The 18,884-nt window shown below is 63.0% G+C and carries 19 protein-coding genes; 10 read left to right on the top strand and 9 right to left on the bottom strand.

Translation table 11 applies throughout. The features are described 5' to 3' along the window. Nucleotides 1–4 precede the first annotated feature (4 nt). The 3 genes from AB7532_RS26080 to AB7532_RS26070 form a co-directional block, all read right to left on the bottom strand. Complete coding sequence (locus AB7532_RS26080) at nt 5–1,384, bottom strand: vWA domain-containing protein (protein WP_441237559.1); 1,380 nt, start codon at nt 1,382–1,384, stop codon at nt 5–7. 5 nt (nt 1,385–1,389) lie between these two features. Further along, the gene (locus tag AB7532_RS26075; RefSeq protein ID WP_441237558.1) at nt 1,390–2,337 is read right to left on the bottom strand and encodes an AAA family ATPase; all 948 of its coding nucleotides are present in this window, start codon (nt 2,335–2,337) and stop codon (nt 1,390–1,392) included. Between the two features lie 148 nt (nt 2,338–2,485). After that, nucleotides 2,486–2,686, bottom strand: coding sequence for a hypothetical protein (locus AB7532_RS26070; protein WP_057749711.1), 201 nt, complete (start codon nt 2,684–2,686; stop codon nt 2,486–2,488). A gap of 226 nt (nt 2,687–2,912) precedes the next feature. On the opposite strand from AB7532_RS26070, the gene AB7532_RS26065 reads away from it, so the two are divergent. Next, entirely contained in the window at nt 2,913–3,887 is a 975-nt protein-coding gene (locus AB7532_RS26065; RefSeq protein ID WP_441237557.1) for a quinone oxidoreductase family protein, read from the top strand. Nucleotides 3,888–3,926: 39 nt separating this feature from the next. Here AB7532_RS26065 and AB7532_RS26060 read toward each other — a convergent pair whose 3' ends face one another. Next, on the bottom strand, nt 3,927–4,202 hold the full coding sequence (locus tag AB7532_RS26060) for a hypothetical protein (RefSeq protein ID WP_441237556.1): 276 nt from the start codon (nt 4,200–4,202) through the stop codon (nt 3,927–3,929). Between the two features lie 98 nt (nt 4,203–4,300). Next, nucleotides 4,301–4,909, bottom strand: a complete 609-nt coding sequence (locus AB7532_RS26055; protein ID WP_441237555.1) for a S24 family peptidase — start codon at nt 4,907–4,909, stop codon at nt 4,301–4,303. Nucleotides 4,910–5,075: 166 nt separating this feature from the next. Here AB7532_RS26055 and AB7532_RS26050 point away from each other — a divergent pair, with 166 nt between their 5' ends. Together AB7532_RS26050 and AB7532_RS26045 are read left to right on the top strand one after the other, a co-directional pair. Further along, nucleotides 5,076–5,609 carry a GcrA family cell cycle regulator gene (locus tag AB7532_RS26050; protein ID WP_441237554.1) on the top strand — a complete coding sequence of 178 codons (534 nt, stop codon included), beginning with the start codon at nt 5,076–5,078 and terminating at the stop codon, nt 5,607–5,609. 47 nt (nt 5,610–5,656) lie between these two features. After that, entirely contained in the window at nt 5,657–6,226 is a 570-nt protein-coding gene (locus tag AB7532_RS26045) for a hypothetical protein (protein WP_441239353.1), read from the top strand. Between the two features lie 51 nt (nt 6,227–6,277). On the opposite strand, the gene AB7532_RS26040 is transcribed toward AB7532_RS26045, so the two are convergent. Further along, the gene (locus AB7532_RS26040; protein ID WP_441237553.1) at nt 6,278–6,634 is read right to left on the bottom strand and encodes a hypothetical protein; all 357 of its coding nucleotides are present in this window, start codon (nt 6,632–6,634) and stop codon (nt 6,278–6,280) included. A gap of 696 nt (nt 6,635–7,330) precedes the next feature. On the opposite strand from AB7532_RS26040, the gene AB7532_RS26035 reads away from it, so the two are divergent. Then, nucleotides 7,331–7,516: a hypothetical protein gene (locus AB7532_RS26035; RefSeq protein WP_441237552.1), complete on the top strand. Its 186-nt coding sequence runs from the start codon at nt 7,331–7,333 to the stop codon at nt 7,514–7,516. A 136-nt stretch (nt 7,517–7,652) separates the two neighbouring features. Continuing rightward, a complete protein-coding gene (locus AB7532_RS26030) occupies nt 7,653–7,994 on the top strand; it encodes a phasin (RefSeq protein ID WP_441237551.1) in 342 nt (113 codons plus the stop codon). Between the two features lie 382 nt (nt 7,995–8,376). On the opposite strand, the gene AB7532_RS26025 is transcribed toward AB7532_RS26030, so the two are convergent. Both AB7532_RS26025 and AB7532_RS26020 read right to left on the bottom strand, forming a co-directional pair. After that, nucleotides 8,377–9,207, bottom strand: coding sequence for an alpha/beta fold hydrolase (locus tag AB7532_RS26025; RefSeq protein ID WP_441237550.1), 831 nt, complete (start codon nt 9,205–9,207; stop codon nt 8,377–8,379). A gap of 152 nt (nt 9,208–9,359) precedes the next feature. After that, nucleotides 9,360–11,156: a ShlB/FhaC/HecB family hemolysin secretion/activation protein gene (locus tag AB7532_RS26020; RefSeq protein WP_441237549.1), complete on the bottom strand. Its 1,797-nt coding sequence runs from the start codon at nt 11,154–11,156 to the stop codon at nt 9,360–9,362. Nucleotides 11,157–11,285: 129 nt separating this feature from the next. Between AB7532_RS26020 and AB7532_RS26015 the strand changes: the two genes are divergently transcribed. Both AB7532_RS26015 and AB7532_RS26010 read left to right on the top strand, forming a co-directional pair. Then, nucleotides 11,286–12,548 carry a FecR domain-containing protein gene (locus tag AB7532_RS26015; protein WP_441237548.1) on the top strand — a complete coding sequence of 421 codons (1,263 nt, stop codon included), beginning with the start codon at nt 11,286–11,288 and terminating at the stop codon, nt 12,546–12,548. Nucleotides 12,549–12,612: 64 nt separating this feature from the next. After that, a complete protein-coding gene (locus AB7532_RS26010) occupies nt 12,613–15,357 on the top strand; it encodes an EAL domain-containing protein (RefSeq protein WP_441237547.1) in 2,745 nt (914 codons plus the stop codon). Nucleotides 15,358–15,374: 17 nt separating this feature from the next. On the opposite strand, the gene AB7532_RS26005 is transcribed toward AB7532_RS26010, so the two are convergent. After that, a complete protein-coding gene (locus AB7532_RS26005; RefSeq protein ID WP_441237546.1) occupies nt 15,375–15,638 on the bottom strand; it encodes a hypothetical protein in 264 nt (87 codons plus the stop codon). 268 nt (nt 15,639–15,906) lie between these two features. Between AB7532_RS26005 and rocF the strand changes: the two genes are divergently transcribed. The 3 genes from rocF to AB7532_RS25990 all read left to right on the top strand — a co-directional run bounded on the left by rocF (nt 15,907) and on the right by AB7532_RS25990 (nt 18,847). After that, entirely contained in the window at nt 15,907–16,884 is a 978-nt protein-coding gene (gene rocF / locus AB7532_RS26000; RefSeq protein ID WP_441237545.1) for an arginase, read from the top strand. A 162-nt stretch (nt 16,885–17,046) separates the two neighbouring features. Further along, nucleotides 17,047–18,318 carry a sulfite dehydrogenase gene (gene soxC / locus AB7532_RS25995; protein ID WP_441237544.1) on the top strand — a complete coding sequence of 424 codons (1,272 nt, stop codon included), beginning with the start codon at nt 17,047–17,049 and terminating at the stop codon, nt 18,316–18,318. Beyond that, nucleotides 18,305–18,847 carry a c-type cytochrome gene (locus tag AB7532_RS25990; RefSeq protein ID WP_441237543.1) on the top strand — a complete coding sequence of 181 codons (543 nt, stop codon included), beginning with the start codon at nt 18,305–18,307 and terminating at the stop codon, nt 18,845–18,847. The genes soxC and AB7532_RS25990 overlap by 14 nt, the downstream gene beginning before the upstream one ends. Nucleotides 18,848–18,884 lie beyond the last annotated feature (37 nt).

Genomic DNA, 18,884 nt, shown 5'->3' with positions numbered 1-18,884 from the left:
CCGCCTACTGATAGGTCGCCACGATATCGGACACCGCGCGCTCGAGCTGCTGCGCGGTGGCGCATTGGCGCACGACGCTGCAGAAGGTCGCATAGCGCGGCATCTCGGAGTCGCCAAAGCCCCAGGCGAGGCGTCCCTCGGGATTGAGCCAGACCAGCCGCTTCGATCGCTCGGAGATGCGCCGTAAAATATCCGCGCGCGGATCGAGATTGTTGCTGCGGGCATCGCCGAGCACGATCACCGTGGTCTGCGGCGTCAGCGTGCTCATGAAATCGTGCTCGAAATCGACCAGCGAAGAGCCGTAGTCGGACGAACCGAAGCCGACCTTGGACATGATCTCGGCCATCGCTTCTTCCGGTGACTTCTTCTCCAAGATCTCGCTGACCTCGATCGTGTGCGAGGAGAAAGCGAAGGAGCGGACGTCGTCGACGACCTCATGCAGCGAGTGGATCAGGAGCAGGAAGAAGTCCGATACCTGAGCGACCGAGCCGGAGACGTCGCACAGCGCCACGATCTTCGGCCGGTCGCGATGCTTGCGCTTCCACGCGGTGAGAAAGGGTACGCCGCCCCAGGCGGCGTTACGGCGCAGCGTGCGGCGCACGTCGAGATGGCCACGCCGCTGGCGCTTGCGCGGCTTCGAATAGCGCTCGCGCAAGCGCCGCGCGATCTGGCGGATGAGGGCGCGCATCTCCGCGACCTGGCGGCGCTCGATGCGGGCCAGCGGCGCATTGCGCAGGATCTCGTTGCGGAGATTCTCGGCCTCCTCGCGGGCGTAGAGTGCAAGGCCTTGCGAGACGGTGTCACGCACGGCCTCGCGAAGAGCATCCAGCGCGGCGCGCAGACGTTCGGCCTGCGACGGATTGGTCGCGGTGAGTTCGTCGAGATCGTCGCGCAGGCGCTGAAGGCCCATGGCGTCGAGGATGCGGCTGGAGAAGATGCCGCGCTGGGTGGAATAGCGGATGTCGGAGAGCGATGCTGCACCCGAGGCGCTGGCGATGGCGGCGGCGATTGCGTTGCGATCCTGCGACATCAGCATCTGCGCGAGAGGGCCTAGCCCGGCCGGAGGCTGGCCTTCGCCTGCTTCGCTGGCCGAGCCGGATTGGGCAGACTGATCGGCGTCCTGCGAAGCGTCATCGTCGTTGTCGGCTTCAGGTTGATCCTGGCGTGGGTCCGGCTGGCTGAAGAACAGATCAAAGCAGTCGCCGAGCGCGAGCTTCTCGTCCTGCGATTTTGCGAGCGTCAGGAGCAGCGCATCGCGGAGAATGGCGCGGTCGGAGAAACCGATCTGCTTGACCGCGCGCATCGCATCGATGCTTTCGGCGGGCGAGACATGCACGCCGGCGCCGCGCGCCGCCCGAAAGAAACGATGAAGGTTCTCGCGCATCGGTCTCAGCCGAAGACGTTGGAGCGCGCCGCCTTGGCAATGAAGGTCGTGATCTGCGGGTGGGCGGCCTCGATATCGGCTTCATATTTCAGGAGCACATTGAGCGTGTCCTTGACGATCTCGGTATCGAGCTCGTTAGCCTGAAGCAGCACCAGCACGCGCGCCCAGTCGATGGTCTCGCTGACCGAGGGCAGCTTCTTCAGATCGAGCGAGCGGATCTCGTGGATGAAACCGACCATCTGCCGGCGCAGCGACTGCGAGATGTTGGGGACGCGGCTCTCGACGATGCGCTCCTCGAGCCGCTGTTCGGGGAAGCCGATATGCAGATGCAGGCAGCGCCGCTTCAGGGCGTCGCCAAGGTCGCGCTCGCTGTTGGACGTGAGGATCACGGTCGGCGGCGTAATCGCCGAGACGGTGCCGAGCTCGGGGATCGTGACCTGGAAATCGGAGAGAATTTCCAGCAGCAGCGATTCGAATTCCGCGTCCGACTTGTCGATCTCGTCGATCAGCAGCACGCAGCCGCCCGGCTGCTCCAGCGCCTGGAGCAGGGGGCGCGGTTCGACGAACTCCTTGGAGAAGAACACGTCGCCGAAAGCGTGGAGCTGGCCAAGCGCCGCGTCCAGCGTCTGCGCGCCGCCGAGGACTTCGCCGAGCTTGTCCTTCAGGATCTGCGTATACAGAAGCTGCTTGGCGTATTTCCACTCGTAGAGCGCCTTGGCCTCGTCCAGGCCTTCGTAGCATTGCAGGCGGATCATCTTCATGCCGCGCCAGGCGGCGATCGCCTTGGCGAGCTCGGTCTTGCCGACGCCCGCGGGGCCTTCGACCAGGATCGGCTTCTCGATCTGTTGCGACAAATAGACGGCCGTCGCGATCTGCCGGCTCGCGATGTAGCCCTGCGCGGCAAGGCCGCTCTCTACTGCCTCGATCGACGTCGAGGCCTTCTGTTCAGCCACGAAAGGGCGCTCCCAAAGGTCCTTGCTTGAGACTCGTTCTGCCTGCGTTCCCGGCAAAGAACAAGCCTCGTTTGGGAGGGGCCAGACCCGCGTGAAGGGCGTTTTTTCCGCTTAACGCAAATAGTTGAGCGGTTCGCCGATCAAGCGGTCAGTGCCGCAGCAACTCCGGCTTGCGGATGGTTTGCCGCACCTCGGCGCCGCAATCGGCGCACTCATAGACGAAGTCGATTTTGGCCAGGCTCCAATGCGGCTCGACCTCGCGCACATACATCGGCAGGAACCCCATGCATGTCGGGCAAATCACAGGCGCGATTTCGATGTCCTGATGATGCTGTACATAAGCTGGCATCTCGGCTCTCCTTCGCAGGCGACCACCAAACCCCGCGCAGAAGCTACTGCCGGTCGCAGCAAGGCCGTCATCAACTCTTTCGAACAGAGGCGGAACGAGCGGCGTTTGTCGTTCGCTGTGACATTCTTGTTACGTCTTCTATACTGTAATGCGCGGATTAAATGCCTATTTCTCCGGCCGATCAGGCTTTTCTGACCATCACTGCAACGATAAGGGAGCAACGCCCATGACGCATGCCATTCGCTTTCACAAGACAGGCGGTCCGGAAGTCCTGGTCTGGGAGGAAGTCAGTGTCGGCAAGCCCGGAGCCGGCGAGGCGCGCATCCGCCACACCGCGGTCGGTCTCAACTTCGTCGACATCTACAATCGCTCCGGTGTGTATCCCGCGCAATTGCCGAGCGGTCTCGGCAGCGAGGCGGCTGGTGTCGTCGAGGAAGTCGGACCCGGTGTCACTGACCTGAAGCCCGGCGATCGCGTCGCCTATGGCGCTTCGCCGCTCGGCGCCTATTCCGAGGCGCGGCTGATTCCGGCCGACCGGCTGTTGAAGCTGCCTGACGGCGTCGACGACAAGACCGCGGCGGCGATGATGCTGAAGGGGCTCACCACGCAATATCTGATCCGGCAGACCTATCGCGTGAAGGCCGGCGATACCATCCTGCTTCATGCCGCGGCCGGCGGCGTTGGCCTGATCCTGAGCCAGTGGGCCAAGCATCTTGGCGCGACCGTGATCGGCACGGTCAGCAACGACGAGAAGGCCAAGCTTGCCAAGGCGCATGGCTGCGACCACGTCATCGTCTACACCCGCGAGGATTTCGTAAAGCGCGTCGACGAGATCACCGGCGGCAAGAAAGTGCCTGTGGTCTATGATTCCGTCGGCAAGGACACCTTCCTGAAGTCGCTGGACTGCCTCGCGCCGCTTGGCGTAGCGGCGCTGTTCGGTGCGTCCTCCGGCGCTGTCGAGCCGCTCAATCTCGGGCTGCTCGCGCAGAAGGGCTCACTCTATGTCACCCGTCCCACGCTGTTCACCTACGCCGCCAAGCGAGAGGCTCTGGTCGCGATGGCGAACGAGTTGTTCGATGTCGTCAAGTCCGGCGCGGTCAAGATCGAGGTGCACCAGACCTACCCGCTGAAGGACGCCGCCAAGGCGCATGCCGATCTCGCCGGGCGCAAGACCACGGGATCGACGGTTCTCACGGTGTGATTTCCGACTGGACAATGGCGCGGGCTGACAAGGCTCGCGTCACGTCCGTTCGTGCTTGCGCAGGTCGCGGACGTGATCGAGGTGGATCGCCTGGAGGTCGACATCTTCAGGTGGGACCTGGGGGAGAGCAGCCTCCGCAAGGATGATTTCGGTTACGTCTTCGACCGAGCCATCCGCGATCTCGTGGATGAACGACACGTTCTGATATTCACCTGACGCGACGCGGGAAATGACTTCGCGCCTCGTGATCTCGGGGTCGACCACCGCCTCGCGGCCGCGCCGCCCATAGTCAATCATCACGACGAAATACTGCATCAAACGATCCTGCCGCGCCCCGTGGCCGGGAACGCGGCAGATTATTTCCGAAAAGCGGAATTAAATCAAGAGAAATTTCGATAAATCGGAATTCGTGCCTACTTGCTCTTCTTGCGGGGGCGCGCCGACTTGGCCCGCAGCCGCTCGAGCTGGCCCTTCGGCATGGACAGGCAGATCTCACCGAGCCACTCGAGCTTCACGCCGACGATCGGCTTGGCATTGAAGCTGGTCAGATTGACGACGGAGGGGGATTTGCCCCGCTCGATCGTCTTCAAATAGCGCTCGCCGGTCTTGAGCCGAACTACGGCCTCTTCGCCGTAGAAGCTCGACAGCGGGTGGCGCTGATCCTTGTAGACCACGATCACATCGCCGCTCTCGTATTTGGGCAGCATAGAATCGCCCACGATCTCGAACGCAACGGTCTCTTCCATGATCGGGAAAGGCAGCGCGATCTCGCCGAGACCTTCCGGGGGAACCTGTTCATAATCCGGCTCGATCACGGCGCCGGCACCGACGCGGCCCATGATCGGAGCGAGGTTGAGCTCGAGATATTCCATGATCGGAATGATTTCCGACGCCTTCACCAGGCGCTCGCCACCGAGGATTTCCGACACCGCGCCGGGCCGCACGCCCATGGCTGCCGCCAGGCCGCCCTTGCTCTTGCCCGTTTTTTCCAGGCCCCGCTCGATCATTGCAACGTCCAACATGGTGATTCCCTCGGTTACCCATCATCTCGCCTCTTGTAATCCGAAATTCGGAATTGATGCAATTATGAATATCAGAATTGTGGCTTGACTATCGTTTCGGAATACCGGAATGTGTGTTTCGCTTGCCGGTCGTGCGATCGGCAAAGGCGCATCACAGGACAACAGCATGGAACCGGGCCATTGGCCGTCGGAGCACTCCGACGCGCTTCGCGACTATTTTCTCAAGGGGTTGTCTTATGCGGAGATCGGATGGGAGATTAACGCAAGGTTTGGAACGACTTATACGCGCAGCGCAGTTGTCGGTCGCGCCAAGCGGCTCGGGCTGATTGCACCCGCGCGGATGACGAGCCCGTCGATCGTGCCACCGTTGCCGGGCGAGGGCTGGCAGCCATCACCGCGCCGGATGACGTTGCCGTACCTGAACGCGCCGCCGCAGTCAGCGATGAAGCCTGTCGCGCGGGTCGAGCTGCGCTGTGTCGGCGTCCAGCCGCGTCTGATCCAGCTGGTCGAACTTGCGGGGCAGGACTGCCGCTACCCCTATGGCGGCGACAAGGATGGAGAGGAGGTCACCTTCTGCGGCCATCCGCGCCAGCCCGGCTCCAGCTATTGCACGCCGCATGCGCGCCTGACGCGCAAGTCCGGCGCCGCGTCCGCCCATGGCGCTGGTCCCGTCGTCCTGCGGCTGGTCACCACTGTCTGAGAGGGGCGGTCATGGGTTCAATCGTCAATTTTGCAGGGAGTATCCGAGTGGCACGTGCCCGACGCAGCAAGTCCTTTAAATTGGCTGGGATCTACGATCGGCGCTCGCGCGAGGTGCCGTTCAACGCCGAGGTGGCGGAGGTCGAGGTCGACAATCCACTGGCGCTCGATGCCGGCGAGAAGATCGTGGCGGTCCGATCAGTGCGCGGCGATCCGCTCGGCCGATTGCACGCGCATCACCAGATCGACGAGGCGCAATATCGCGGCGGGCGTGCCTTCCAGAACGATTGGGAAAGGGCGGAGCGCGGGCCCCAGGCGGTGGACCCGACCCGCGAATATGTCGATGGCGCGCGCTCGCGCGAACCCGTCACCGAGAGCCAGAGGCAGGCGGTGCTGCGTCTGAACCGGGTCGAGCGCGAACTCGGTACCGACGGCGCCGCGCTGGTGCACGATGTCCTGGTGCTGGGGCTGACCATGGATCAGATCGGGGAGCGGCGCGCCGTCCGGACCCAGCGCTGGAACGACTATTTCGCAAGGCGCTTCCGCGAATGCCTGGACCGGCTCGCGCTGGTCTACGGTTTTGCAACGGAAGGCGAGACCCGGCGCGCCAAGCGGTGACGATGATGGCGGTGCGCCCGTGGCCTCGCTTCAGGCGCACCGCGCCGCTCCTTACGGATGCGGCACGATCTGGTAAGGCGTCGTATAGGGCTCGACACGGAGCGAAGAGTTGGCCAGAAGCCCGATCTTGGCCGTGGGCGCCTGCTGCAATTCGCCGTTCGGACCGCGATGCACGTTGTACTGCCAGACGGTGAGGTCGCCCTTCTGCGCCAGCGCGTGCGCGACCGCGCTCGCATCATGACCGCCCAGCGCCTGAAGCTCCTCCGCCGACAATCCGACGACGATTTCGTCCTTGATGGTCACGACCTTGAACAGATTCATCCTGGTCTCCTGCGCCCATGCGCCTTGTATCGAGAGGGTGAGAAGCGCGACCGCGGTGCCCTTGATGAGATCGCTGCGAGAAAGCATGCCGTCGTCCTTTGGTGCTGGGGCGCGCCCGAATCGTGGAGTTGGTCAGCCATGGCGCCCGTGGTCTGCGTGACTGTTTCGCTCCGCTTTGTCGTTCGATCCTGGACGACGGTTCACAGGCGGAAGCATATTGGGGGCGATGAACCTCGATGCGGGGAGATGCAGCGTGCCGAGAAGACGGCCGATCCCGGGCGCTCGCCGCCTGGCTCGGCTTCAATGGTGCACGGATCAAGATACCGGAGACCGGCGACGAAATTGACGTTCATTTCGCCGACGATACAACCGCCGAAGTCGGACTCAACAATTACGAGCATATGCTGAAGAAACGCAGATCTGACGTCGTCAATCTCCATTCACATCGGAAACAAGGCGAAATGCCGCGCCGATTGACTGCGGTCGGGGCAGTGTGCGTGAGTGATGCCACTTCTTGACGCAGGTGGGTGACGACGGTCGCTATTCCTGTTATCCGGAATTGCCGTGGTACGATGCAGACGAAGCATCGCTGCGGTGACGGTTTGGCTTGCCGGAGGAGTTGTTCCTTGGCATAATTGCAACCTGTTCGGTTGTGTCCTAACGTGTGGATATGCCGTTCAGCGTCCCGTGCCCTGGCCGAGAGTTGATGGTTGCCATGGCTTTGGTTCTCGAGCGGGACTTTGACGTCTGATCACGAAAGCCGATGCTTGTCATAGGTGCGAGATGAAAAACCTCAATTTCACCGCTGAACTGCACCTCAAGCTCGGTGCGCCCGCGAGCGGCACCGTTGAAAGCCTGCGCCTGCTCCGCGCATTCCTAAAGCTCGAGCCTCGACAGCGTTTCGAGGTCATCAAGCTCGTTGAGGACCTCGCCTCCGAAGAAACCCTTCCCGAGCACCCCCTGTCCTGAGCCCGCGCAGGCTTTATTACATTCTGTCCATCATGTCCGCCGGGGACCGACCGTCAGGCGCTGGCTGTTTCCGGGCCTTGGCCGCTGGAATGCGGTGGGACAAATGTGATAATCAGGGGAAAAAGGGGAGGAGACCATGATCGAACCGAAGCTCGAAGTTCCGGCCGAATTGCGCGACTTGGCCGAGAAGACGATCGACCAGGCTGAAAAGGCCTTCGGCATGTTTTTCGACGCCGCCACCAAGTCGATGTCGACAGTCCCGGGGGCGGGTGCGGATGTGTCCAAGCAGGCGCTCGCTTTCACCGAGCAGAACATGAAGGCAGCGTTCGAGCATGCGCGCAAGCTCGTGCACGCCACCGACGTTCAGGAAGCCATGCGGATCCAATCGGAATTCCTGCGCAGCCAATTCACCAATGCAGGTGATCACATGCGCCAGATGACCGGCAACTTCATGCAGCCCGGCAAGGGCAAGTCCTGATGATCGCGTTTCTTCCCATGATGGGCCACCGAATGGCGTAATTCGCCGTCCATCATTCTTTCTGCTGATCCCTGTCGGTTCTCCGGCAGGGATTTGCATTTTGCGGCAGGCGCGCCAGGCGCAATGCTCAGCCGCAGCATGATCCTGGGAATTGCGAGAGATCGATCCGAGCGATGATTGATCGCAGCAGCTTGCGAACGGAGCGGTAGAGGTGCCGTGCGAATGCCGGTGTCCTCGTTGCGGGCAGGCCAAAGCCCGCCGTATCGAGACTTTTCGTGACAAGGCTTTCGATCAGGTGCGACACGTGCCTCTCCGGGATGGTGAGGCCAATTCTATCGTGGCTGATTTGCCGCTGCCTTGATCTGTCGCAAGGCGTTCCCGGCTAGTAATCGCCGGGATTCATGATCATTGGGCTCCTGGTGTCAGCCGGCGCGAGCGCGCTGCTGGCACTGTCGCGCAGGAAGCGGTCGAGCGTCTCCTGGATCTTCTGCTTGACCGCATCGGGACCGCGATCGCTCATCTCGGTGTGCTGAGCACCGGTATGAACGATGTCGATACCGCGAGCCTTGGCCTCTTCCGGCGTCGGCAGCACACCCGGGTCGGTCTGGAAATGCGGATCCTTGGAGCGGAACGTCAGGATCTTCATGTTATCGCTGAGCACGAAGGGCACCCGCAGATTGTCGAGCGTGATCACCTTCGACACCATCTCCGGGTGCTGATGGGCGACATACATGGAGACGTCGCCGCCATTGGAATGGCCGACGAGGGTGATGTGGTCGTAATCGGCGTTTTCCTGCCGCCGCTTCAGCTCGGCCAGGGCGAAAAGGATATTGGCCTCGCAGCGCATGTAGACCTCGCGCCGACCGACATATTGCTCGCCGACATGGGTCATCAACGGCGGATCGCTCGGCAGGTCCTGCTGGATGCTGGCAACGAGGTAGCCGCGTGCCGCGAGTACGTTGGCGAGGAAGGAATATTCGGTAGCTTTGACGGTGTTGCCGTTGCTGATGATGGCAAGCGGAAGCTTCCAGAGGCCGAGATTGGCCTTGGTCTCGTAATCACGCCGCACTGCGATCTCGACGGTGATCGGCCGCTGGCGCGAGGCATCGAACAGAGTCAAAATCTCATGGCGGATCGCGAACCGGCTGACGACAAAATACTGGCCGACACCGAGGACGCAGAGAAACGCCAGAATTGCAAACACCCTTTTCATGGAACGGTCTCAAATCACATTCGGCTGAACATGGCTATCGGGCTCGCCCGGATCGAGCGATCGTGAGCAGGCTACGGGATTAAATTTACGCAAGTCTGTGAGAAGCGCCGCAAAAGGGCCGCATCAAGGCGCGTGCGACGAAAGTCGGATGGCTAGAGGCAGCCGCCCTTGCCGCGTTCGGGGCAAAGCCGGAACGCGCTCGACAGGGTGAACAGGAAGCGCGGGCTGCGGCGCTCGTTGTTCGGGGCCCGGTAGCTCAGGGGCACGGCCACGCCGAGATCGGCCTGAATGTCGTCCGGCAGGAAGAAGCGCATGCCGGCGCCGGCTGATGTCAGCGCCAGCCCGTCGCGCAGGCGGTAACCGTCGTTCCAGACTGCGCCGGCGTCGCCAAAGGCGTAGATCTGATAGCCAGTCCAGTAGCGGAAATTGAGCTTCTGGTCGAAACGAACTTCGAGCGAGCCGGCCAGACCATTGTCGCCGCTGATCTCGGCTGCGCCATAGCCCCGGCCGAATGCCGCGCCACCGAGATAGAACTGCTGCGAGGTGAACAGCGGCCGCGATGCCGTCTGGCTCGCCGCGGAGAGCTTGAGTGACCACACGTCGTTGAGTGTCTGGTAGCGTGTGAACCAGACGTTCAGCACCGAGAAGTTCGATGCGGCGCCGTCGCGCGACAACAGATCGTCGTCGAAATGCGAGGCGCCGAAAATGTCGAGGCCCTGGCGATAGGTCAGCGTCGCGAAATTGGTGCCGCCGAATCGATCCTGGAGCCGGTAGTCGGCAGTCAGGCTCGCGGTTCTGATGTGATCGTTGTACCAGGGACCGTACAGGTCGTGCTCGGACACATTGCTGAAGGTCCCGGCCATGGTCAGCGTCAGCGCTGACGATTGCGACATGAAGGGCACGGTGCTTGCCCGCACTTCGAAAGCCTCGGTCGTGGTGATGTCGCTGTCGAGGCGGCGGGCGTCGCCCGGCCGCACGGCGCTGTACAGGACGGACGCGCCGAGGCGCACGCCGTCGACGCCGACGGGCGCGTCATAGGACAGCCGTGCAAAGCCGAGTTGGCGGGGGTCGTTGGCAACGGTCGACAAATTGACCGCCAGGGTGTCGCCTGGCGTGAGGTAGGAGTTGAACGCGCCGGTCGCATAGGTCTGCCACGGGCCGACCGATGACGAGCCGAGATTGTCCAGGCCAAACGACGAGAACACGTGCCAGGTCTTCAAATAGACAATGAGGCGGAAGCGACCGGTCGTACCGCCGATCTCTTCCAGTGCAGTATCGGTGATCCGGACGCCCGGCCTGCCGTTGATGAGAAAGAGCTGGCGTTCGAGCGTTGCGAGGCGTGACGGCTGCTCGGCAAGAATCGGCCCGAGCATCGGCCTCACGCCGAATTGTTCGGCGCCGTCGCCTTTCAACTCCGCCTGCACGATGGCGCCTTCGATCACCTGGATCCTGACGCGACCGTCGGCAATATCCTGCGGCGGCACGATCGCGCGGCTCAGATGGAAACCGGCGGCACGATAGAGATCGCTGATCGCGCCCGCGATCGCGGCGAGGTCGGCTTGCGAGACCTTCTTGCCGAGATAGGGCTGATAGACGGCGGCGATGCCATCACCGGGGACGGCGTGAGCACCGCTGACATTGACGCCGCGAAGGACGAATTGGGGCTTGGTATCACCGCCGGTATTGGGCTGGCCAACCGTCGGCAACCTGACCGGAGGACGGCTCAGCGATTCCTGCTCGGTTTGGTTCTCAAAGTATTTCTCGGGCTGTCGGGGATCGAAGCCGGGCGCGTTCGCCTGCTGCGCGAATGCTGACGAGACTCCCGCGAAAATTGGTGCGACCAGCACCAGCGCGGTAAGGAGATGCCGCTTCTCAACGCGCGCAACGATCTGTTCCCCGTAGTTTGACGGAGAAGTGCCCCTGAGCCGGTAAGAGTTCGTTAGCTGCATGATTTTTCTTAGTTTTTTATGGTCAACGAACCGTTAATGCGACCACGTCACTCGCTGCTTCCCGCTAAGTTTATGTTGAGTGATTTCGGATACCCCTCAGGGCTGCTGTAACGCGGACCGAGGATCGTCATGCTGGGCAAAGTTGGAATACGGTGCGCCTTCGCGGCAGCGCTGATCCTGGGATTGGCCTCCGGCGCATCTGCCGCGGATGACGGCGTCTGGTCGGTCAGAAAGTCCTCGGGCGAGGTCTGGCTCGGCGCCAACGGTGCGCAGCAGGTTTCCTTGGGTCAGGAAGGCACGCTGAAGGCAGGCGATACCATTCGCACCGGACGCAACGGGCGCGTTCTGCTTGTCCGCGGCGAGGAAACCATTCTGATCTCTCCGAACTCGGTGGTCGGCTTGCCGGCCGAGAAGAAGGAGGGGCTCTCGACCACCATCATCCAGCAGGCGGGTTCGATCCTGCTCGAGGTCGAGAAGCGCAACGTCAAGCATTTCGAGGTCGAGACGCCCTATCTCGCCGCCGTGGTCAAGGGGACGCAGTTCAGCGTGACCGTGGGTGCGGGCAGCACCAAGGTCGGCGTGGTCCGCGGTCAGGTCGAAGTCTCGGACTTCAAGACCGGACAGATCGCCCAGGTCATGCCGGGACAATCGGCTACGGCTTTCGAACACGGCAAGCCCGGCCTCAGCCTGAGCGGCGCCGGGGCTTTCAGTCCGATCGAACATGGCAAGCCGCGTGCGTCCACGATTGAGCGCGTCCCCGTGCCGAAATCGGGCCTGTCCGCACCGCGCAATGCTGCCAACGGTCACGCGATCCATGCGCTGGGTCCGGTCGACAAGGGCAACAAGGCGGCCGGCGTGCCGAAGCAATCGCATCAGGCGAGCGGAGTTCACACGCCCAAGGCTGGTGTCGTGCGCATTTCGAGTTCGCTCGGCGAGGTCAAGCTGAACGTCCACAAGGTCACGAATGGGCTTGCCCACGGCGCCGTTGCGACGGGGCGCGTGCGCAATGCGAACGCCAGCACGGGGACCGAGACGGTCTGGAGCGATACGAAGGCGAGCACGACAACCGCCGCCGCCAACAGCTCTAACGTCACGGCCGTCACCGTGAGCAGCAGCGCAGCTGCTGCCAGTGCGACGGCGACGACGTCAAATACAACGACGACTGTGGCGACCACCGCTGGTTCGACCAGCAATGTGTCCAGCGGAAGCTCGGGGAGTGGGAGCAGCGGGACTGGTGCGACCGGCAACGGAAGCAGCGGCACCGGCAATAACGGAAACAATGGCAACAACGGTAATAGCGGCAACAACGGCAATAGCGGAAACGGGAATAGCGGCAACGGGAATAACGGCAACAATGGCCACCACTACGGCTGGTACAAGGGCCATCGCTAGGACCGCGCCGTCGCCGGTATAGGGGAGCACCTCGCGGCAGGCGCCGCCGGTGCAGGGGAGCAAAGTGAAACGCTATCGGCCGCATATTCTTGTCGTGATCGCGCTGGCGGTCGTGCTGTCCACGGGATGGCATGGCGCGCTTCGCAATGCGCTCACCGATCTGCGGTTCACCTGGCAATCTCGTGCCGCGAGCGGCAACGTCGTCGTGGTGGCGATCGACGCGCCCTCGATCGACCAGATCGGGATCTGGCCTTGGCCGCGCCGGCTTCACGCCGAGCTGTTGCACAGACTCGAGGCGGCGGGCGCGCAGGATGTTGCCTTCGATGTCGATTTCAGCACACCGTCAGACCCCGCCTCCGACGAGGCCTTTGTCACGGCGCTCCGGGAGGTCGGCGGCTCGACGATCCTGCCCTCCTTCAAGCAGCCGACGCCGAATGGTGGTGCGGCTCACATCAATCGCCCCCTGAAGCCGTTCAGCAACCAGTCGTGGCCAGCCCTCGTCAATGTGGCAATCGAATCCGACGGATTGGTCCGCCGCTATCCGGTCGGCGAGAAGCTCGGCGACTCCCAGATGCCGTCGATGGCCGTCGTGCTCGCCGGGCAGGATGCAAATCGGCGGCCGCCCTTCCTGATCGATTTCGGCATTCGCGCTGCCTCCATCCCAAGCGTCTCCTATTTTGACGTGCTGCGCGGCGATACCGCGACCCTCGACAAGCTGAGGGACAAAAAGGTCATCGTCGGTGCCACGGCACTCGAGCTCGGTGATCGGTTCAGTGTTCCAAACGGCAAGATCGTCTCGGGACCCATGCTCCAGGCGCTGGCGGCGGAATCGATCCTCCAGAACCGGATGCTGCGCTGGACGTCCGACGTCGGCATGATCGTCGGCCTGGGCCTGATCTGCCTGCTCATGCTGTATTCGTGGCGCCGCCTCGCACCGGGTGCCCGCGTCGCGATCCTGGTTGCAGCGGGTGCAGGCGTCGAACTGGCTGCTGCCCTTGTGCAGGCAAAGTGGCCGCTCATCATCGACACGTCGCTGTTTCACATCGCGATCATTGCCTATCTGACGGCGATTGCGCTCGACGAGATCGACTTCCGCAGTCTGCTGGGGCGGATTGCCGAGAGCCGATTTCATCGCATCGCGATGTCGCTCGGCGACGGTCTGGTCTGCACCGACGAGAAACACCGGATCACGGTGTGGAATCCGGGCGCCAGCGCGATCTTCGGCTATATGCCGACGGAGATGATCGGACGTCCGTTTGAAATCCTCTGTGCGGTGGCCGCGGACGGCCGCGCGAAGGCGTTTGCCATGCGCGATGCCGCGCGCCAGGCGCTGCTGGTTCCCGGCGGCGCCGTCGTCGTCGAGTTCGAAGGACGGCGCAAGAATGGCGAGACGTTCCCCGTCGAAGCGAGCTTCTCAGGCTGGCAGGGTACGGACGGTTTCCAGTACGGCGCGATCCTGCGCGACATCTCGGTGCGCAAGCGCGAGGCTGAACGCGTCAGATATCTTGCTGAACACGACGCGCTGACAGGTCTTGCCAACCGCAACATGCTGCATGCGGGTCTCGCCAATCTGATCGTCGCGGCGGAGCGGCGATCTTCCGACGTCGCGCTGCTCGTGCTCGGGCTCGACGGCTTCCAGCAGATCAACGACATGCTCGGACACTCGGCCGGCGATCTGGTCCTGCGGGCCGTTGCCGAGCGTTTGCGAACCGAAGTCGATGGCAGGGGGATCGTCGCCCGGCTCAGCGGGGACGAATTCGCCATCGCTCTTGATGGTGCGGAGGCCGGCGAGCGGATTACGGAGTTTGCGGAGCGGATCTCGGGCGCGTTCGAGGCGCCGCTGGCGACGGGCACGCGGCAACACCGCGTCAGGATCAGCATCGGTGTTGCGGTCTATCCCGAAGGTGGACAGAATGCCGACGATCTCCTGAGCAACGGCCATCTGGCGCTGAGCCGCGCCAAGGCGACGCGACGCGGCAGCCATGTGATCTTCGAGAGTGCGATCCGTGAGGAGTTGGAGAACCGGCTGACACTGGAGAGCGAATTGGCGCTTGCCGCGGATCGCGGCGAGTTCGAGCTGTTCTACCAGCCCCAGGTTCGCCTGGCCAACGGCAGCCTGGTTGGCGCCGAAGCGCTCATTCGCTGGCGGCATCCTGTGCGCGGCTATGTCTCGCCCGGCGAGTTCATGCCGGTGGTCAATACCTCAGCTCTGTCTGAGCGGATCGCGAACTGGGTGATGGATACCGCCTGCCGACAGGCGCGTGCGTGGGAGCTGTCCGGTAACAGCGTACGTGTCGCAATCAACCTGTCGCCGTCGCAGCTCCATTCCGGAGATCTCGCGCAGGCGATTGCGGTGTTGCTGGAAACGACGGGGTTGACGCCGTCGCTGCTCGAGATTGAGGTCACCGAGGACATCCTGCTTCATGACGAAAGCCGCGTGCTCGACATGTTCAAGCGGATCCAGCAGCTCGGCGTCCGTGTCCTGTTCGACGATTTCGGCACCGGTTATGCGAGCCTGAGCTATCTCAAGAAGTTTCCGCTGGACGGGCTCAAGATCGACCGTTCGTTCGTGCTCGACCTGCTCGCCGATTCCGACGATGCCGCGATCGTCGGCTCGACAATTGGTCTCAGCAAGCAACTCGGGCTCACGGTCGTGGCTGAAGGTATCGAGAACCGTGCCACCGCCGACTTCCTCGTCAGCATGGGATGCGAGGAAGGGCAGGGTTATTTCTTCGGCCGTCCAATGCCTGCCGAAGCGTTCGAGAAGCAATTTCTGGCGGCAGAGCTCGATGCCGTCAGCGCGGCCTGAACGGGCTCGCTGCGCGTCTAGCGGCGGCGCGCAACCGCTACGCCAAAGAGGAAAGCGACGAACAGACTGGCCAACGGCGCTTCGCGCGCGATAGCGGCGACCGTCGCGAGCGGTCGTCCGGGCTTTCGCGCCTCATCGATCACATAGGTGAAGCGATCGACAGCTGTACGCAAACCTCCAGCAACTTCGCCGATGGTGTGCGACATGTCAGTCGCCGCGTCGATGGCGCGCTCGGCCATGCCGGGCGGTGTCGGGGTGGACTGCGGAATCTCCGTGCTCAAGTTCGTGAACTCCGCTTCTGACGAAATGAATGAGGCCGGCACCTTTGGCTATCCACGCGTGCGCTCGTTTTGAACAGCGGGCCCGAAGACCTTTGGCTATCCGCGACAGGCGCCGTTTTGTACGGCGGGTGCCGGCCTTGCAGAGAAAATGCGGCGTACGGGAATTGGTTCCGGAGCGGGAGGACCATTTCGCCATGAGCCCCCCGTGAAACGACGGATGCGAATCTCTGTTAGGCTGGTGCAGCCTTGCTGATCTCGGGAGATTGCCGTGACCGATCAAACCGTGACGGATCGAGCCCGGCGCATCGCCTTGCTCGGCGCGCCCATCGACATGGGAGCTTCGCAACGCGGCACCTTGATGGGCCCCGCGGCGCTGCGCACCGCCGGTCTTGCGACACTGCTGGAGAGCCTGGATCTCGAGGTCGTCGACTACGGTGATCTCTCGGTCTCCGAGGTCAGGGACTTTTCCGACCGGCCGCCGCAGAACGCCAATCACTACCGCGAAATCCAGCGCTGGACGCGTGTGCTGAGCCGCCGTGGCTACGAAATCGCGCAAACAGGTGCGTTGCCGATCTTCCTCGGCGGCGATCACACCCTGTCGATGGGGTCGGTGAATGCCATGGCCCGCCACTGGCAGGAGCGCGGACGCGAGTTGTTCGTGCTCTGGCTCGATGCCCACGCCGACTACAACACGCCGGAGACGTCGATCACCGCCAACATGCACGGTATGTCGGCGGCGTTCCTATGCGGCGAACCCGGCCTTGACGGGCTGCTCGGCGATGATCCGCGCGCGTCGATCCATCCTGACAGGCTTGACCTGTTCGGGGCGCGTTCGATCGACAAGCTCGAGAAGGAGTTGATGCGCGCGCGCCGGATCAGGGTTGTCGACATGCGCCAGATCGACGAGTTCGGCGTCGCCGTCCTGATTCGCCGCGTCATCGAGCGGGTCAAGGCGAACAACGGTGTGCTGCATGTCAGCTTCGACGTCGATTTCCTCGACCCGTGCGTGGCGCCCGGCGTCGGCACCACGGTGCCGGGTGGGGCGACCTATCGCGAGGCACACCTGATCATGGAGTTGCTGCACGATTCCGGCGTGGTCGGATCGGTCGACATCGTCGAGCTCAATCCGTTTCTCGACGAGCGTGGCCGCACCGCGCGCACCGCAGTTGAGCTGATCGGAAGCCTGTTCGGACAGCAGATCACCGATCGGCCCACGCCGAGCAATGCGATTGCGCCGGGAGAGTGATGTGCGGGCCGTTTGTGCGTTGCGAAGAACGGAACTGCTGTTGCGGCCAGTGGATGTAGACCTATCTTGATCGAGATCGCCTGTTTTTGAAACAGGCGCGAATTGCAAATGCACCTCGCTGAGAGTTTGATGCGGCCCGAGGTTTCAGCCGAGGGCCCGCAAATGAGCAGCACAATCGACGCCGACGACAAATCCGCAAGGACGACACGCCGTCGCTTTCTGCAGGGCGGCACCGCAGCGGCCGGCGGAGCCGTTCTGGGCGCAAGCGGGGCGGTCGCCGCAGAGACGGGCAACCTTCCCCCCAACATTCCCGAATGGATGAAGGCGCCGGGGGATCCAACAGGAGGCGAGCCCTATGGCGCGCCGTCGCCGTTCGAGAAGGGCGTCGTCAGGAACATCTCGAAGACTCTCAAGCAGTACGTTTCGGCGTCGAGCCGGACGCCGTTGCAGGAGCTCGACGGCATCATCACGCCGAACGGATTGTTCTATGAGCGACATCATGGCGGCGTTCCGACCATTGATCCAGCGCAGCACCGGTTGATGCTCCATGGCCTGGTCGAGCGGCCGCTGGTCTTCACGATGGACGACCTGCGTCGCTTCCCGTCGGAGTCGCGCATTCACTTTCTCGAATGCTCGGGCAATCCCGGCTACAGCAAGCCCTATGGCAAGACGGCATCGGACCTTGTGGGGCTGGTGAGTTGTGCCGAATGGACCGGCGTGAGCCTGAAGCTCGTGCTTCAGGAGGCGGGCGTGAAGCCGGAAGCCAAATGGGTGATTGCCGAAGGCGCCGACGCTGCGGCGCTGACCCGAAGCATCCCGATCGAGAAGTGCCTTGAAGACGCCATGCTGGTCTACAGCCAGAACGGGGAGCGGCTGCGTCCGCAGCAGGGCTATCCGCTGCGTCTGTTCCTGCCGGGCTTCGAAGGCAATATGAGCGTGAAATGGCTGCGCCGCCTGCACGTGGCCGCGGAGCCCGCATACTCGCGCGAGGAGACCTCGAAATACACCGATCTCCTGCCTGACGGCACCGCGCGCGAGTTCACCTTCTATATGGAAGCGAAGTCGATCATCACGCGTCCGTCCGGTGGCCAGCGGTTGAGTGCGCCAGGCTTCCACGAGATCACCGGCATTGCCTGGAGCGGGCATGGCAAAATCGCACGCGTCGAAGTCTCCGTCGATGACGGCAAGAGCTGGCAGGAAGCCCGCTTGCAGGAGCCGGTGCTGACGCGTGCGCTCACCCGCTTCCGCTTGCCGTGGCAGTGGGACGGCAAGCCTGCGGTGATCCAGAGCCGCGCGATTGACGAGACTGGTTACGTGCAGCCGACGCTGGCTGAACTGCTTGCGGTGCGAGGCGAGAATTATTTCTACCACAACAATGCGATCTGGCCCTGGCGCATTGCCGCTGACGGGGAGGTGACCAATGCGCTGGCGTGAGATTTACGGCATCGCCGTCGCAATCGTTCTGTTTGCCTTCGCAAGCGAAGCGCAGGCGCAAAGCCCATACGGCATCGGGCGCCCGGCGACGGCTGTGGAGATCGCGGGCTGGAACATCGATATCGGGCGAGACGGCAGTAACTTGCCGAAGGGGAGTGGTTCAGTCAGCCATGGGCGCGAGGTGTTCGCTCAGCAATGTGCTTCGTGCCATGGTGAGAAGGGCGAGGGTGGATTGGGTGATCGGCTTGCCGGCGGTCAGGGTACGATCGGAACGCCAAAGCCGATCCGCACCGTCGGCAGCTATTGGCCTTATGCGCCGACGCTGTTCGACTACATCCGACGCGCCATGCCGCAGAACGCGCCGCAGTCGCTGAGCGACGAGGATGTGTATGCGGTGTCCGCTTTCGTCCTGAACTTGAATGGGCTCGTGGCAGCGGACGCAACCCTCGATGCAAGATCGCTTGCAGCCGTCAAAATGCCGAACCGCGACAGGTTTGTCGGCGATGCACGTCCGGATGTGAAGCGGTAAACGGACAGTGATGGCCAGGTTCCGTGCAATGGCTCGG

It is taken from the genome of Bradyrhizobium sp. 930_D9_N1_4, from assembly GCF_052076015.1.
In the GTDB taxonomy this organism is placed as follows: domain Bacteria; phylum Pseudomonadota; class Alphaproteobacteria; order Rhizobiales; family Xanthobacteraceae; genus Bradyrhizobium.
Note: the sequence above shows the minus strand (reverse complement) of the source record. Positions and strands in the feature narration are given on the sequence as shown.

Excerpts from the sequence above, each read along its gene's own strand:
- AB7532_RS26080 (WP_441237559.1), bottom strand. The coding sequence starts at position 1,384 with ATGCGCGAGAACCTTCATCGTTTCTTTCGGGCGGCGCGCGGCGCCGGC.
- AB7532_RS26070 (WP_057749711.1), bottom strand. The coding sequence starts at position 2,686 with ATGCCAGCTTATGTACAGCATCATCAGGACATCGAAATCGCGCCTGTG.
- AB7532_RS26065 (WP_441237557.1), top strand. The coding sequence starts at position 2,913 with ATGACGCATGCCATTCGCTTTCACAAGACAGGCGGTCCGGAAGTCCTG.
- AB7532_RS26060 (WP_441237556.1), bottom strand. The coding sequence starts at position 4,202 with ATGCAGTATTTCGTCGTGATGATTGACTATGGGCGGCGCGGCCGCGAG.
- AB7532_RS26055 (WP_441237555.1), bottom strand. The coding sequence starts at position 4,909 with ATGTTGGACGTTGCAATGATCGAGCGGGGCCTGGAAAAAACGGGCAAG.
- AB7532_RS26050 (WP_441237554.1), top strand. The coding sequence starts at position 5,076 with ATGGAACCGGGCCATTGGCCGTCGGAGCACTCCGACGCGCTTCGCGAC.
- AB7532_RS26040 (WP_441237553.1), bottom strand. The coding sequence starts at position 6,634 with ATGCTTTCTCGCAGCGATCTCATCAAGGGCACCGCGGTCGCGCTTCTC.
- AB7532_RS26035 (WP_441237552.1), top strand. The coding sequence starts at position 7,331 with ATGAAAAACCTCAATTTCACCGCTGAACTGCACCTCAAGCTCGGTGCG.
- AB7532_RS26030 (WP_441237551.1), top strand. The coding sequence starts at position 7,653 with ATGATCGAACCGAAGCTCGAAGTTCCGGCCGAATTGCGCGACTTGGCC.
- AB7532_RS26025 (WP_441237550.1), bottom strand. The coding sequence starts at position 9,207 with ATGAAAAGGGTGTTTGCAATTCTGGCGTTTCTCTGCGTCCTCGGTGTC.
- AB7532_RS26020 (WP_441237549.1), bottom strand. The coding sequence starts at position 11,156 with ATGCAGCTAACGAACTCTTACCGGCTCAGGGGCACTTCTCCGTCAAAC.
- AB7532_RS26015 (WP_441237548.1), top strand. The coding sequence starts at position 11,286 with ATGCTGGGCAAAGTTGGAATACGGTGCGCCTTCGCGGCAGCGCTGATC.
- soxC (WP_441237544.1), top strand. The coding sequence starts at position 17,047 with ATGAGCAGCACAATCGACGCCGACGACAAATCCGCAAGGACGACACGC.
- AB7532_RS25990 (WP_441237543.1), top strand. The coding sequence starts at position 18,305 with ATGCGCTGGCGTGAGATTTACGGCATCGCCGTCGCAATCGTTCTGTTT.